Source organism: uncultured Winogradskyella sp., from assembly GCF_947498345.1.
Classification (GTDB): Bacteria; Bacteroidota; Bacteroidia; order Flavobacteriales; family Flavobacteriaceae; genus Winogradskyella.
In genome coordinates this window covers 75,091-89,722 of sequence record NZ_CANMJY010000006.1, presented here as the reverse complement: position 1 = coordinate 89,722, position 14,632 = coordinate 75,091, and the positions used below count along the sequence as shown (strand labels likewise).

Here is a 14,632-nt window from a genome sequence, read left to right as displayed (position 1 = left end):
TGTGTTAATCAAACTGAGTGATACTTCTCACTCGGTTTGATTTATCAGTAATCATCGAAAATTAATAATAAAACCTTTTTATGAGTACACTTCAATATATAGAGTTTGATCATTTTGAACTTTGTAATGGTAGAAGAATAAGCTTGAGATTATCGTATCAGGTTTTTGGAAAACCAATAGCTGATCATCCTGTTGTTTTAGTCAATCATGCATTAACAGGAAATTCGCAAATCGCTGGGAAAAATGGCTGGTGGAATGATATTGTTGGAAAAGATAAGGTCATAGACACAAATGCATATGGTGTTTTAGTATTTAATTGTCCAGGAAATGGCTTTGGTAATATTGATGAATCTTTTACAAAATATTATAGAGAGTTTACAGCCAGAGATATCGCAAGACTTTTTTCAGAAGGTTTAAACAGATTACATATTTATCATCTTCATACTATTATAGGAGCATCAGTAGGCGGAGGTATTACATGGGAGTTAGCCGCCCTGCGTCCTTGTTTAGCAGACTATATAGTCCCAATAGCTGCGGATTGGAAATCTACAGATTGGGTGATTGGTAATTGTTTTATTCAAGATGAAATATTAAATCATTCATCTCAGCCTTTAAGTGACGCAAGGTTGCATGCGATGACATTTTACAGGACACCAGAGTCTTTTACTTCAAAATTTAATAGAGCAAAAAAATCTAAAGGTGTCTTCAATATAGAATCCTGGTTAAAGCATCATGGAGAAAGATTGAATAACCGTTTTAAACTTTCTGCTTATAAAATGATGAATCAAATTTTAAAAACTATAGATATTACCCAAGGGAAAAATAACTTTAAGGATGTGGTGAAAAAGATAGAGTCACACATTCATATTATAACTATTAACTCTGATTTATTATTTAAGTCAGATGAAAACTGGAATACGTTTGTTGAATTAAAATCTATTAAAGAAGATGTTACTATTGGAGAAATAAAATCCAATGATGGTCATGATGCTTTTTTAATCGAATACCATCAATTAGCCAAACTATTACGGCCAGTTTTTAATTTAAAAATCGAAAAAAATGACAACTATAAATCTCGCTATATTCGGAATTGGTAATGTAGGGTCTACATTAATTAATCAAATTCAAAAACTTAAACATAAGCTAAAGCACGAACAGCAATTAGATATACAGATTCCTGTGATTGCAAATTCTACTTTAGCCTTTTTTGCAGATAATACTGGCGAAAATTGGCAAGTCGATTTTGAGAAATTTTCTGTGCCTTACAAAATAATAGACATTATAAAGTATTTTAAATCTGTTAATGCTAAAAATACTATTGCCATTGATGCTACAGCAAGTACTGAATTTGTTGATAATTATGTGCCTCTTATCGAAAATGGATTTCATATTGTCTCAGCAAATAAGGTGGCTAACACGTTAAGCCATCAGTTTTATATAAACTTAAGGAAAGTCTTAAAAAAGAACGATAAAAAATTTTTGTACGAAACTAATGTTGGTGCAGGTTTGCCCATAATCGAAACCACAAAGAACTTACATCAATCTGGAGAAAATATTACAAAAATAAGAGGTGTGTTTTCGGGCTCTTTAAGTTATATTTTTAATCGCTATTCTGAAGAAGATATACCTTTTAATGAAATACTAAGCAAAGCTTCGGAAAAAGGGTTAACTGAGCCAGACCCTAGAGATGACTTATCTGGAAAAGATGTAGCCAGGAAGCTATTGATTTTAGCAAGAGAGTTAGGTGTGAAAACAGAATTAAACCAAGTGAAGATTGAGTCTTTAGTACCTAAGCAGCTTAATGGGCAAACGAGTTTAAAGCAATTTAAAGCACGCTCATATGAGTTGAATTCTATTTTCGAAAACAATAAAAAAACGCAAAAGCCTAAAACTGTTTTGCGTTATGTAGGTGAACTAGATACTGTTAATAATTTATTAGAAGTAAAGCTGATCTCTGAGTCTAAAGCCTCTGCATTAGGTCAGTTAAAAGGAGCAGATACGTTGTTCGAGTTTTATACAGATGCCTACAATACACAACCTATGATAATACAAGGCGCAGGCGCAGGAAAAGCTGTTACGGCAAGAGGCGTCTTATCTGATATTTTAAAGTTATCTACTCAATTGTATTAATCTAAATAGATGGTTAATTTATATAATGTTTTGGTAACGGTTTCTTTAACTATGGATAAACTTTTAATTCCAGATATTATGGAATTTTGCTAAAAACCCAAATCAATGAAAAAGTATAAACTAGAACTTAGATTTGCATTTAAATTATTGCTTATAACAGTAGTATCTTTATTGGCTACATTATTGATAAATTAAATATTCTGTTACTTTTGCCAGTAAGAAATTATTTATGAAGCACTGGCTTACGAGTTTAATAATTCTATTAGGACTTTCCTTGTTTTCGCAAGACAAGAAAGCATTAGACTCATACTTTGATCTTAATTATTTTTCAGGAAATATTGCGCTTCATAATAACGATATTCTTCATTTAATTACAGGACATCCCGAGGGTGTTATTTTTAGTTGGAATAAAAAGACCTTTGGAAACGAAGATTGGCAACAACGTTACAATTATCCTGATTATGGGGCGTCTTTCATCTTTCAGAATTTAAGAAATGAGGTTTTAGGTGAAAACTATGGACTCTATGCGCATTATAATTTTTATTTCTTCAAACGTAATTTAATGCTACGTATTGGACAAGGGTTAGCATATAACACCAATCCATATGATAAAGTAGACAACCATAAAAATATTGCTTTCGGGTCACACTTATTAAGTTCTACCTATATGATGGTAAACTATAAAAAAGAACGGCTTTTTAATCGTGTGGGCATACAGGCAGGTTTATCTTTAATTCATTACTCTAATGCCAATGTAAAGGCACCAAATACGAGTATAAATACCGTGGCTTTTAATTTAGGATTGACTTATGATTTGGATGAGGAAAATTCAGAGTATATAGATAATTTAAGTGACGAAAAGTTTACAGAACACATTAAGTATAATATTGCATTTAGAACAGGGATTAACCAAAGTGACGTCATTGGTAGTGGGCAGTTTCCGTTTTATATTGTGTCTGCTTATGCAGATAAACGTTTAAGCCATGTTAGCGCTATTCAACTAGGTGCAGATGTGTTTTTTTCAAAGTTTTTAGAAGAATTGATTTATTACCAGTCAATTTCTTTTCCTGAAGAAAATGTTACGGGTGATGAAGATTATAAACGTGTAGGCTTATTTGTTGGTCATGAGTTATTTATTAATAGAATGTCTATAGAAACACAGTTAGGTTATTACGTGTACTACCCTTTTGATTTTGAAGGAAGAACGTATATTAGGATAGGTTTAAAACGCTATTTTGGTAAGAAATTTTTCGGCGCCATGACCTTAAAATCGCATGGAGCAAAAGCTGAAGCTGTGGAATTTGGAGTAGGTGTTAGGCTATAGATTTATCATTTCTATAAAAGCAATAAACTATTAAATGATGAGAAAATTTATTTATGTAGTCGTAGTGTTAATTTTCGCTTGTAATAGCGAAGACGCTAATGATTGTTTTCAAACCTCAGGAGGCATAATTCAGCAAGAGTTTGCTGTGCCTGATTTTGAAAGAATATTAGTTAACCGAGGTGTGGAATTAATCATTACACAAGCAGCGGACTATAAAGTGATTATAGAAACAGGAGAGAATTTACTCAACGATGTTAAGGCAGAAGTTATAGGAAACCGACTTGTGCTTACTGATAATAACAATTGTAATTATGTAAGAGATTTTGGTATTACAAAAATATATGTAGAAACACCAGTTTTAACAGAAATAAGAAATTCATCGCAGTACGAAGTATCATCAAACGGAGTATTATCTTTCCCTGGTTTAAGTTTAGTGTCGGAAGACATTAATGAAAATGTAACTTTTACAGTTGGGGATTATAGGTTAAGTATAAACAATCAGAGTTTAAATATTGTATCTAATAATATTTCGTCATTCTATATCAATGGTAACACAGAAAATCTTTCTGTTAGTTTTTTCTCTGGCTCAGGTCGTTTTGAAGGTGTAGATTTAATTGCTAAAAACGTAGTGATAAGCCATCGTGGAAGTAACGATATGATTGTAAACCCTCAATTAAGCTTGACCGGATTAATCAGAGGTACGGGAGATGTAATTTCGGTTAATGAACCACCTTTGGTTGATGTAGAGGAAATCTATATTGGTGATTTAATTTTTAATTGAGTCTTTTTTCTAGTATTTATATAACACTTACCGTTTTAATTATACTCAGCTAGTCAATTCCCTAAATAAGCTTTCTAAACTTGTATTTTTCTGATTGAGCTGCAGGATTTTTAAACTATTATCATGAGCAAAATCAAAGACATGAGAGCGCATATCGTCTTTTGTAGAAAATGTGATTTCGTAAATAAATCCATGGGTATTTTTTACTGAAGTCACTTTTGGAAGCTTTAATAAAAAAGCATCTTCAACACGGTAATCAAACTCAACAACAACGACTTGCTCTTGCCCATCTCTTAAGTCTTTTAGGTATTTGTCGGCTACAACTTCACCTTTATTGATAATAATAACACGATCACACATAGCTTCAACTTCTTGCATAATATGTGTTGAGAGAAATACAGTTTTTTCTTTGCCTATGGTTTTTATAAGGTTTCTAATCTCTACTAATTGATTAGGGTCTAGACCAGTTGTTGGTTCATCTAAAATTAATACATCAGGATTGTGTAATAAGGCGTTTGCTAAGCCAATACGTTGTCGGTAACCCTTAGATAACTGTCCTATTTTTTTATGAGCTTCAGGTGTAAGACCTGTAAGTTCAATAACTTCATCAATTCTAGATTTTGAAGTGCCATAAACATTTGCATTGAAGTTAAGATATTCTCTAACATATAAATCTGTATAGAGTGGATTGTGTTCTGGTAAATAACCTACGCTACTTTGTACACTTTTCTTATTAGTGTTTACATCAAAACCATTAACATTTGCAGAACCTTCAGAGGCTTCTATATAAGTAGTCAAAATTTTCATCATTGTAGACTTACCTGCACCATTTGGACCTAAGAAGCCAACAATTTCGGCATCATTTACTTTAAAAGATACATCATTAAGAGCCTTTTGATCTTTATATAATTTTGTAATGTTCTTAACTTCAATAGACATATTAGAAAAGTTTATCCAAAAATAAGTATTATATAATATTGTATTGTCTTTATTGCTAAATCTTTAAAACCTTAGTTTTATTTTTAAAAAAGCGGTGTTCACATTTTGATTTGTAAAAATATTAATTACATTAGCTACATAATTACAATAATGAGTATATCTAGAACATATTTTAACTGGTTTTATTTCTTTTTTAGCTAAAAGAACGAGACTAGGTGTGTTTTAATTAAAATATAAATGATAAAGTCTCGATTTAATCGAGGCTTTTTTTTATGAAAAAACCAATAGCAATACAAGGTATAAAAGGCTCATTTCATCATGAGGTTGCCCAGCTGTACTTCAATACCCAAACTGAAGTGGTTGAGTGTATGTCTTTTGATAGTGCAGTAGATAGTCTTATAAAAGGGGATACAGACAATATTGTTATGGCATTAGAAAATTCTATTGCAGGCTCTATTATACCTAATTATGCACTTATAGATAATCATAATTTGTCTATAGTTGGTGAGTGTTATCTAGATATTCAGCATAATTTAATGGCGCTTAGTGGGCAAACCATAGCTTCTATTTTAGAAGTGCACTCACATCCAATGGCTTTATTACAATGCAAATCATTTTTTAAAGATTATCCACATATAAAATTAGTAGAGGCAAAAGATACTGCAGATGTTGCCAAGCAAATAGTTGAACAAAAACTAAATGGAGTTGCAGCAATTGCTAGTAAAAATGCTGCTGAGATTTATAGTTTAGAGGTTCTGGCAGAAAGCATTCAAACCATTAAGCACAATGAAACACGCTTTGCTATTGTTAAGCGAGAAAATTGTAAGATTGAACGAAAAGCTATTAATAAAGCTTCTCTAAAATTTGAATTAGATCATAAACGTGGTAGTTTAGCTACAATACTCAATGTAATGAGTGATTGTAAATTAAACCTAACCAAAATTCAATCCTTGCCTAAAATTGAAACTCCTTGGAAGTATGCTTTTTTTGTAGATGTCACTTTTGATGACTATAAAGACTATGAAAAAGCACACGCCATAATGCAATTAATGGCAGAGAATTTTAAAGTTTTAGGCGAATATAAAAATGCAAGATTATGATCGAAATTGCCAACCGTTTAAAGCATGTAGAGGAATACTACTTTTCTAAGAAACTTAGAGAAGTGGCTTTCCTCAAATCTCAAGGAAAGCCAATCATTAATTTAGGGATTGGAAGCCCAGACCTTGCACCTCCTTCTAAAGCAACACTATTGTTAAAAGATAGTTTAGAAGATGAAGGGGCAAATAAATACCAAAGTTATCAAGGTTTACCTGAGTTGAGAGAAGAGATAGTAAATTTTTATAAAAAACATTATAAGGTCAACCTAAGTGGTAAGACAGAAGTATTACCTCTATTAGGCAGTAAAGAAGGTATTATGCATATCTCCATGGCATTCTTAAATAAAGGAGATAAAGTTTTAGTTCCAAACCCAGGTTACCCAACGTATTCTGCTGTGACTAAACTTTTAGAAGCAAAACCAATTTTATACGATTTAAAAGAAGATAATAATTGGTTGCCAGATTTTATTGCTTTAGAACGTATGGACTTAAGTAAAGTTAAGATTATGTGGATTAATTATCCACATATGCCCACAGGATCAAATGCACCTAATAAATTTTATGATGAGGTTATAGCTTTTGGGAAACGTCATAATATTCTTGTTGTTAATGATAACCCTTACAGCTTTATACTTAATAAAAAGCCAATAAGCATCATGCGTTATAACCATGCTAAAGAGGTTTGCTTAGAACTAAACTCTTTTAGTAAAACGTTTAATATGTCTGGATGGAGAGTTGGTATGTTAGTAGGGAATTATGAGTATTTGAATGCTGTTTTAAAGGTAAAAAGTAATATGGATTCGGGTATGTTTTATGGTATTCAAAAAGGAGCTATTGAAGCATTAAAATGTTCGGATATGTGGTTTGTAAGTTTAAACAGTGTTTACGAACAAAGACGTGAGCTCATATGGAAATTAGTTGAGGCTTTAAATTGTACTTATGATAAATATGCTACAGGCATGTTTGTTTGGGCAAAACTACCTCCAAAAATAAAGGCTGAAGAATTTACAGATTTAGTACTAAAAAAGCACTCTATTTTTATAGCTCCTGGAACTGTTTTTGGTAGTAATGGCGAGGGTTATGTGCGCTTTTCATTATGTGCGCCAGAAATAATAATTAAAGAAGCGATAGCTAGAGTTTAAGACTATGAAAAATATTTTTGTCATTGGAGTTGGATTGATTGGTGGCAGTTTTGCATTAGACATTAAAAAGCAAAATTCCGATTGTATTATTTATGGCATAGACAAAAATGAAGGACATTTAGATGAAGCCATAAAGCTAGGTATCGTTGATAAGAAGTCGAGCATTCAAGACATTGAAAAAGCGGACTTGGTTATTATAGCTATTCCTGTTGATGCCACTTTAGAAGTTTTGCCAGGTGTTTTAGATAAAGTATCTGATAAAGCTATTGTATTTGATGTAGGTTCAACCAAGGAGGATATATGCTTAAAGGTTAAGAACCATCCAAAACGCAGAAATTTTCTGGCGGCACATCCTATCGCTGGTACAGAATATTCGGGACCTAGCGCTGCCATTTATGGCTTATATAAAAACAAAACTAATATAATCTGTGAAGTAGAGGAAACCGCTTTTAAGCTTCAGGAAAAAGCTTTGAAGCTATTTTCAGAATTAGGTATGCGTATTAGATATATGAACCCAAAAGCACACGATAAGCATATTGCTTATGTATCGCACTTATCGCACATAAGCTCATTTATGTTGGGCAAAACAGTAATAGAAAAAGAAAAAAACGAACGCGATATTTTCGATATGGCTGGTAGTGGATTTGAAAGTACTGTTCGTCTCGCTAAAAGTTCACCAGCAATGTGGACTCCAATTTTTAAGCAAAACAAAACTAATGTTATCGAAACCTTAGAAGAGTATATAAATAATTTAAAACATTTTAAACAGCTTATGGAAACTGGAGATTTTGAAGCGGTTTATAATGAAATGGAAACAACTAATCATATAAAAGATATATTAAACGGAATACAATAAAAATTAGAAAACACAAGATTAATAGCAATATGGAGAATAAAAAAGAATTGAGAAACTGGTTAGATGCATTTAATCTAGATCATCCACTAGTCATTGCAGGACCTTGCAGTGCAGAAACTGAAGCGCAAGTCTTAAAAATTGCACATCAATTAAAAGATAGTGATGCAACGGTTTTTAGAGCTGGTATTTGGAAACCAAGAACTCGTCCGGGAAATTTTGAAGGTGTAGGGGCTTTAGGTTTAAAATGGCTGCAAAAAGCTAAAGAGGAAACTGGTATGATGATTACAACTGAAGTTGCTAATGCTAACCATGTAGAATTAGCTTTAAAACATGATGTAGATATCCTTTGGATAGGAGCCAGAACTACTGTTAGTCCTTTCATAGTTCAAGATATAGCAGATGCGTTAAAAGGAACCGATAAACCCGTACTGATTAAAAACCCAGTGAATCCAGATTTGGCATTATGGCTGGGAGCAGTAGAACGCTTTTATACCAATGATATTAATAATCTGGGGGTTATTCATAGAGGTTTCTCTACTTACGAAAAAACACGATATAGAAATAATCCTGAATGGCAGATAGCTGTAGATTTACAGAATCGCTTTCCAGACTTACCATTAATACTAGACCCTTCACATATAGCAGGACGTCGCGATATTATTTTCGATTTAAGTCAAACGGCATTAGACTTAAATTACGATGGGCTAATGATAGAAACCCACCACGATCCTGATAAAGCATGGAGTGATGCGGCACAACAAATTACACCAGATACTCTAGTAAAATACACTGAGGACCTAAGAATTAGAAAAGAGGTTGGTGAAGCTGCTGAGTTTAAAAACAAAATAAATACATTGAGAACTAAGATAGATGTCATAGATCATCAGCTGATTGAAATCTTAGGTAAACGTATGCAGGTTGCAGACGAGATAGGAACATTGAAGAAGCAACATAATGTCGCTGTATTACAAAATAAACGTTGGAATGAAATCCTAGGAAAAATGATTTTAGAAGGTGAAGAGAAAAACTTAAGTGAAGAGTTTATACTTAGAATGTTTAAAGCAATTCATCAAGAATCGATTAATCACCAAGAAGAAATTATTAATCACTAAACAAAAAAAGGCTCGCAATTTGCGAGCCTTTTTTTATTCTTCGGTCCATTCCCACCCATTTTTAAAGTAGACCACTTTCATTATATCATTCCAATTCTTTAGATGCATTTTAAATTGCTCTTTATTTAAAACAGGCTCTATTTTTGAATTCATTTTGGTAATAAGTTTCTTCAGTTCTTTCTTCATTTCATCATCAGTATAATCCTTGTCTTTATCATTAAGGCGTTGCATGTCATATACATAGTGTAATAAATATCTATAATATTCTTCCTCAACTTCTTCAGAGAGGTTCATCGTTTTAGTTTTGTTATAAAAAAGCAATTGCAGGTTTGCTCTTTCTTCGACAGTTAATACTTCAACTTTGTTTTTTTCTCTCTCTAATTCCTTTTGCGATTGGCCAATAACAGAAGAAAAGGTTAGTGCAAAAATTGAAACAAAAAATAGTTTGATAGTGTTCATGGTTAGGTGTTTTATTGCGTATAAGGTAATTCTTATAGCTCATAAATTTAATGATTAATTAAATTAAATATCATAATTGTTAGATGAATTATCATATCTGTGATTTAAACAATCAGTTCAAGAATTAAAACTAATATGGGTTTTAATAATCTAATTTACAATAACTTAAATAGAAAAAGGCTTGCTAACAGCAAGCCTTTTTCTTTGATAAGATTAATGAATTACAAGTTTCTCTTAAATGTATATCTGGTAATAAAAATACCTTTGTTATCTCCTTTGCCACCAACGCTTTCAACGCCAGTATTTATAAAAGCGATTTCCCAACCTTCAGCAATCATAGTATTAATCTTAGAAGTCATTATAGCATCATTAGCTGCTATATTTTGAAAGCGAATTCCACCTAGATTATAAAAATTTAATAGTTTAGTTTCTTCATAACCCTTAATACGGATATCACCTCTTTTAGATTTGTTTTTTTCATCCTTGTCTTTATCGCCAGACCTTGTCGTTGTATATTCTTGAAAATCTTTGACTTCATTGGCTGATATCATTCTAGAACGACCCAATCCATTTGGTACAATAGATTCTACAACGGTTACAATTTTGTACTCTACTTGAGCTACTGGTTTATCTTCTTCAGAATTATCTTTATTGATAAAAGAAAATGAAACTAGACCTACAGCAATGGCTGCAATAAATAAGAAGTTTTTTTTCATGATTGTTGATATTTGTTTTAAGGTCTTAAAGTAAATACTTTTTTGACAAAAAGTTGTTACTTTGCTATTGATATATTTTTTAATGACAGGAATAGTATATAAATCTACTGGAAGTTGGTACACCGTTAAAACGATGAACGGCAAGTTTTATGAGTGTAGAATAAAAGGAAGATTTAGGTTAGAAGGTATTAAAAGTACTAATCCGATTGCTGTAGGTGATATAGTTAAGTTTGAGCTGGAAACCAAAAATAATTCAGATACTGGTGTTATTAATCGTATAGAAGAACGCAAAAATTATATTGTTCGTAAATCTGTAAACTTATCCAAACAAACACATATTATTGCGTCTAATATTGATCAGGTATTCTTATTAATTACAATAGATAACCCGCCAACATTTTCAAGTTTTATTGATCGTTTTTTAGTTACTGCAGAGGCCTATTCTGTAAAAACAGTCTTATTGTTTAATAAGGTCGATTTATATGATGAAGAAAGGTTGCTGGAGGTAAAATATTTGGCTAGTATTTATCGAAAAATAGGCTACGAATGTATAGAAATATCAGCTACAAGTGGTGAAAATATAGACAAGGTTAAAGCCCTTATGGTAGATAAAGTAAGTATGTTTGCAGGTCACTCAGGAGTGGGTAAATCTACTTTAGTTAATGCAATAGAACCCGCTTTAGATTTAAAAACTAAGGAAATTTCTGAGCAGCATATGCAAGGGCAACATACAACCACATTTGCCGAGATGTTTGATTTAAGTTTTGATGCTAAGATTATAGATACACCAGGTATTAAAGGTTTTGGGGTAGTCGATATGGAAAGGGAAGAAGTCGGTGATTATTTTCCAGAATTTTTTGCTCTAAAACAAGATTGTAAATTTAATAACTGTTTGCATCTTAAAGAACCTAAATGTGCTGTTAAAGAAGCACTTGAAAATGATGAGGTTTCATACTCAAGATATAGAAGTTACCTTCAAATACTTGAAGGCGAAGATGAGCATTACCGAACAGATAATTGGGATAAAGAATGAAAATAGTAATACAGAGAGTTTCAGAAGCCTCGGTTGTTATTGATGAGAAAGAAGTGGCATCTATTCAAAAAGGACTTTTGGTATTGTTGGGTATTGTAGATGAAGACACTCAAGAGGATATTGATTGGATATGTAAAAAAATTGTAAACCTTAGAATATTCCCTGATGACAAGGGTATTATGAACACATCTTTATTAAATTCTGGTGGTGATATTATAGTGGTAAGTCAGTTTACGCTTCATGCTAGTACCAAAAAAGGAAATCGACCAAGTTATATTAAAGCTGCAAAACCAGATGTTGCAATTCCACTATATAAAAGGTTTATAAAACAACTTCAGGTAGAATTAGGTAAACCAATTCATACTGGTGAATTTGGAGCTGATATGAGTGTAAATTTAGTTAATGATGGACCAGTAACTATTATCATAGACTCTAAGTACAGAGACTAATGGCATCTATTTTTGGACATGTATTGGTTGCTTTTACGACATCTAAGCTTATTGATGCTAAATCGAGTAAACTACTTTTGTTTTTAGCCATCGTTTGTGCTATCATACCAGATATAGATGTTTTAGCATTTAAATTTGGGATTTCTTATTCTCATCCATTAGGTCATAGAGGTTTTACGCATTCTATTTTATTTGCTTTAGTCTTGAGTGGTTTATTATCGTTTCTGTTTGGTAAAACCAGAAAACTGATTTTTGCCATTGTGTTATTTTTGTCAACACTATCGCATGGTGTTTTAGATGCGATGACTTCAGGTGGTAAAGGTGTTGGGTTTTTTATTCCTTTTGAAAATTCGAGATATTTTTTTCCTTTTAGAGAAATTAGAGTGTCACCGATTGGTATTGAGCAATTTTTTTCAGAATGGGGAATGAGGGTTGTTATGAGTGAATTAAAGTATATAGCAATACCTTGTTTTATAATTTTAGCTATTGTTTTTGTTGTAAAAAGAATCGAAAATCCTAATGTAGAAGACTATTAAGCTTACAGATCATCGAAAAATTTATAGAGTAAGAGAAATATGACAGTTATCATTTGCAAAACTAGATTTCCTTTATATATTGTAAGCTATAAATTTAATTTTTATATGCCTCGCATAAATTTTTTTCTAGTTACAGTTTTTACTGTTATCTCTTTTTATGGTTTTTCGCAAACAGAATCGTTATATAATTCCTATACAATTCCTTTAGATTTAAAAGCCAATGCTAACGCAGTGGTACGTTTCGAAGAGAAGGTAGTAGAGATTTTAGATTATGATAAGATCAATGTTAAGGAAAAACGAATAGTGACCATACTAAACGAATATGGAAAAAAGCATGCAAATGCATTAGAGTTTTATGATGCGCTTAGAGACATTAAAGAGATGAGAGTATACATATATAATGCTTCGGGTGAAGAAATTAAAAAAATAAAAGAAAAAGATTTTATCGATGCAAGTGCAGTTAGCGATATTTCTATTTATGAAGATGATCGCGTAAAATATTTAAAATATGTACCTCAAAGTTATCCATATACTATAGAATATACCTCAGAAGTTGTTTATAATAGTACAGCATTTTTTCCTGGTTGGCAACCCATTGGTGGTTATTATGTTGGTATTGAGCATTCCGAATATAAAATTATAAACTCAGCTAAAATAGAGTTGAAGACTAAAAAGGAGAATTTCGATGCTTTCGATATAGAAGAGTTATCAGATAAGCATTTTATAGCAAATAAAATTCAGGGTATAAAATATGAAGCTTATACACCAGAATTGAATAACCTTGTTCCACGATACAAAGTGGCGTTGAAAAAGTTTAATATGGTTGGAGTAGAAGGTGTAAATAATAATTGGAGTGATTTTGGAAAATGGATGTACGATAGATTGCTTACTGGTACCGATGCTATTCCACAAAGTACTGTAGACGAAGTTAAACAACTTACGGCTGGTATTGATAACAAAATTGAACGTGCTAAAAAAGTGTATAAATACATGCAGAATAAAACGCGATATATTAGTATACAGGTTGGTATAGGAGGATGGAAGCCTATGATGGCTAAGGATGTTGATAAATTAGGTTATGCAGATTGTAAGGGTCTTACCAATTACACGAAGGCATTGTTAGAAGCTGTTAATGTGCCATCATATTATACAGTTGTCTATGGTGGAAATGGTATAAGAAATATAGATAGCGAGTTTTCTGCGATAGAAGGCAATCATGTAATTTTATGCGTTCCAAACGAAAATGAAAATATATTCTTAGAGTGCACAAGTCAAACCAGCCCTTTTGGCTTTACAGCTGGTTTTACAGACGATAGAGATGTGTTATTGGTAAAGCCAGAAGGAGGTGAAATAGTACATACTAAAGTTTATGAAGCTGATGACAGTGTACAAAAAACAATAGCTAATGTTTATATGGATGATACAGGTGGTTTTAAAGCTGAAGTTAATATAACTACAACAGGTTATCAATATAATTTGCATAAAGGTATCGAAAATGAAACGACAAGAGATCAACAGTTGCATTACACTGAATATTGGGCAAACATTAACAATATTAGCATAGATAATATTACTGTTAATAATGATCTAGATCATATTGTATATGAAGAAAATGTAAAGCTATCCTCAAGAAATTATGCCTCAAAAAGTGGATCTCGATTAATTTTTCAACCAAATATGTTTAATAAGGTTACCAAAATTCCTCCAAGATATAATAATCGTAAGTTAGAGTTTAAGATAGATCGTTCGTTTAAAGATGTTGACGAGTTTATTATTCAATTACCAGAAAATTTAAAAATTGAAGCAATGGCCGAAGGTAAAACTATAGACAGTAAATTTGGTAAATATGACTTTAAACTTGAAGCTATAGATGGTAACAAAATTAAATATACGCGCACATATATTTTAAATAAAGGGAATTATCAAAAACAAGATTATAAAGCATTTAGAGACTTTAGAAAACAAATTGTTAAACACGATAAAACTAAAATCGTACTTATTAAAGCATAATTTTTTCCTTAAAATAAAAATTCAACCTAACAATCAATATTTATTATC

General features: G+C 31.8%; 15 protein-coding genes. 12 read left to right on the top strand and 3 right to left on the bottom strand.

Features of this window, described 5'->3' with window-relative positions; translation table 11 throughout:
- The first annotated feature begins 80 nt into the window (after positions 1-80).
- The 4 genes from Q0912_RS09385 to Q0912_RS09370 all read left to right on the top strand — a co-directional run bounded on the left by Q0912_RS09385 (position 81) and on the right by Q0912_RS09370 (position 4,235).
- On the top strand, positions 81-1,097 hold the full coding sequence (locus Q0912_RS09385) for an alpha/beta fold hydrolase (protein WP_299114391.1): 1,017 nt from the start codon (positions 81-83) through the stop codon (positions 1,095-1,097).
- Positions 1,060-2,130 (top strand): aspartate kinase, encoded by a 1,071-nt coding sequence (locus tag Q0912_RS09380; protein WP_299114389.1) that lies wholly within the window; start codon positions 1,060-1,062, stop codon positions 2,128-2,130. The genes Q0912_RS09385 and Q0912_RS09380 overlap by 38 nt, the downstream gene beginning before the upstream one ends.
- A gap of 229 nt (positions 2,131-2,359) precedes the next feature.
- Positions 2,360-3,454, top strand: a complete 1,095-nt coding sequence (locus Q0912_RS09375; RefSeq protein ID WP_299114387.1) for an acyloxyacyl hydrolase — start codon at positions 2,360-2,362, stop codon at positions 3,452-3,454.
- A gap of 37 nt (positions 3,455-3,491) precedes the next feature.
- Positions 3,492-4,235 carry a head GIN domain-containing protein gene (locus Q0912_RS09370; protein WP_299114385.1) on the top strand — a complete coding sequence of 248 codons (744 nt, stop codon included), beginning with the start codon at positions 3,492-3,494 and terminating at the stop codon, positions 4,233-4,235.
- Between the two features lie 45 nt (positions 4,236-4,280).
- Here the strand turns inward: Q0912_RS09370 and gldA are convergent, their stop codons facing one another.
- Positions 4,281-5,174: a gliding motility-associated ABC transporter ATP-binding subunit GldA gene (gene gldA / locus Q0912_RS09365; protein ID WP_299114382.1), complete on the bottom strand. Its 894-nt coding sequence runs from the start codon at positions 5,172-5,174 to the stop codon at positions 4,281-4,283.
- A gap of 272 nt (positions 5,175-5,446) precedes the next feature.
- Between gldA and Q0912_RS09360 the strand changes: the two genes are divergently transcribed.
- From Q0912_RS09360 to Q0912_RS09345, 4 genes are read left to right on the top strand one after another with little or no spacing between them, the layout of a single operon-like run.
- Complete coding sequence (locus tag Q0912_RS09360) at positions 5,447-6,274, top strand: prephenate dehydratase (protein ID WP_299114380.1); 828 nt, start codon at positions 5,447-5,449, stop codon at positions 6,272-6,274.
- Positions 6,271-7,413 carry an aminotransferase class I/II-fold pyridoxal phosphate-dependent enzyme gene (locus Q0912_RS09355; RefSeq protein ID WP_299114378.1) on the top strand — a complete coding sequence of 381 codons (1,143 nt, stop codon included), beginning with the start codon at positions 6,271-6,273 and terminating at the stop codon, positions 7,411-7,413. Before Q0912_RS09360 ends, Q0912_RS09355 begins: the two co-directional genes overlap by 4 nt.
- A gap of 4 nt (positions 7,414-7,417) precedes the next feature.
- A complete protein-coding gene (locus tag Q0912_RS09350) occupies positions 7,418-8,269 on the top strand; it encodes a prephenate dehydrogenase (protein ID WP_299114376.1) in 852 nt (283 codons plus the stop codon).
- A 29-nt stretch (positions 8,270-8,298) separates the two neighbouring features.
- Entirely contained in the window at positions 8,299-9,381 is a 1,083-nt protein-coding gene (locus Q0912_RS09345; protein ID WP_299114374.1) for a bifunctional 3-deoxy-7-phosphoheptulonate synthase/chorismate mutase type II, read from the top strand.
- A gap of 33 nt (positions 9,382-9,414) precedes the next feature.
- Here the strand turns inward: Q0912_RS09345 and Q0912_RS09340 are convergent, their stop codons facing one another.
- Together Q0912_RS09340 and Q0912_RS09335 are read right to left on the bottom strand one after the other, a co-directional pair.
- Positions 9,415-9,840 carry a hypothetical protein gene (locus tag Q0912_RS09340; RefSeq protein ID WP_299114372.1) on the bottom strand — a complete coding sequence of 142 codons (426 nt, stop codon included), beginning with the start codon at positions 9,838-9,840 and terminating at the stop codon, positions 9,415-9,417.
- A gap of 221 nt (positions 9,841-10,061) precedes the next feature.
- On the bottom strand, positions 10,062-10,556 hold the full coding sequence (locus Q0912_RS09335) for a hypothetical protein (RefSeq protein WP_299114370.1): 495 nt from the start codon (positions 10,554-10,556) through the stop codon (positions 10,062-10,064).
- Positions 10,557-10,638: 82 nt separating this feature from the next.
- Between Q0912_RS09335 and rsgA the strand changes: the two genes are divergently transcribed.
- The 4 genes from rsgA (at position 10,639) to Q0912_RS09315 (ending at position 14,584) form a co-directional block, all read left to right on the top strand.
- The gene (gene rsgA / locus Q0912_RS09330) at positions 10,639-11,589 is read left to right on the top strand and encodes a ribosome small subunit-dependent GTPase A (RefSeq protein ID WP_299114368.1); all 951 of its coding nucleotides are present in this window, start codon (positions 10,639-10,641) and stop codon (positions 11,587-11,589) included.
- Positions 11,586-12,038 (top strand): D-aminoacyl-tRNA deacylase, encoded by a 453-nt coding sequence (dtd, locus tag Q0912_RS09325; protein WP_299114366.1) that lies wholly within the window; start codon positions 11,586-11,588, stop codon positions 12,036-12,038. Before rsgA ends, dtd begins: the two co-directional genes overlap by 4 nt.
- Positions 12,038-12,574 carry a metal-dependent hydrolase gene (locus Q0912_RS09320; protein WP_299114364.1) on the top strand — a complete coding sequence of 179 codons (537 nt, stop codon included), beginning with the start codon at positions 12,038-12,040 and terminating at the stop codon, positions 12,572-12,574. Before dtd ends, Q0912_RS09320 begins: the two co-directional genes overlap by 1 nt.
- A gap of 105 nt (positions 12,575-12,679) precedes the next feature.
- A complete protein-coding gene (locus tag Q0912_RS09315) occupies positions 12,680-14,584 on the top strand; it encodes a DUF3857 domain-containing protein (RefSeq protein ID WP_299114362.1) in 1,905 nt (634 codons plus the stop codon).
- Positions 14,585-14,632 lie beyond the last annotated feature (48 nt).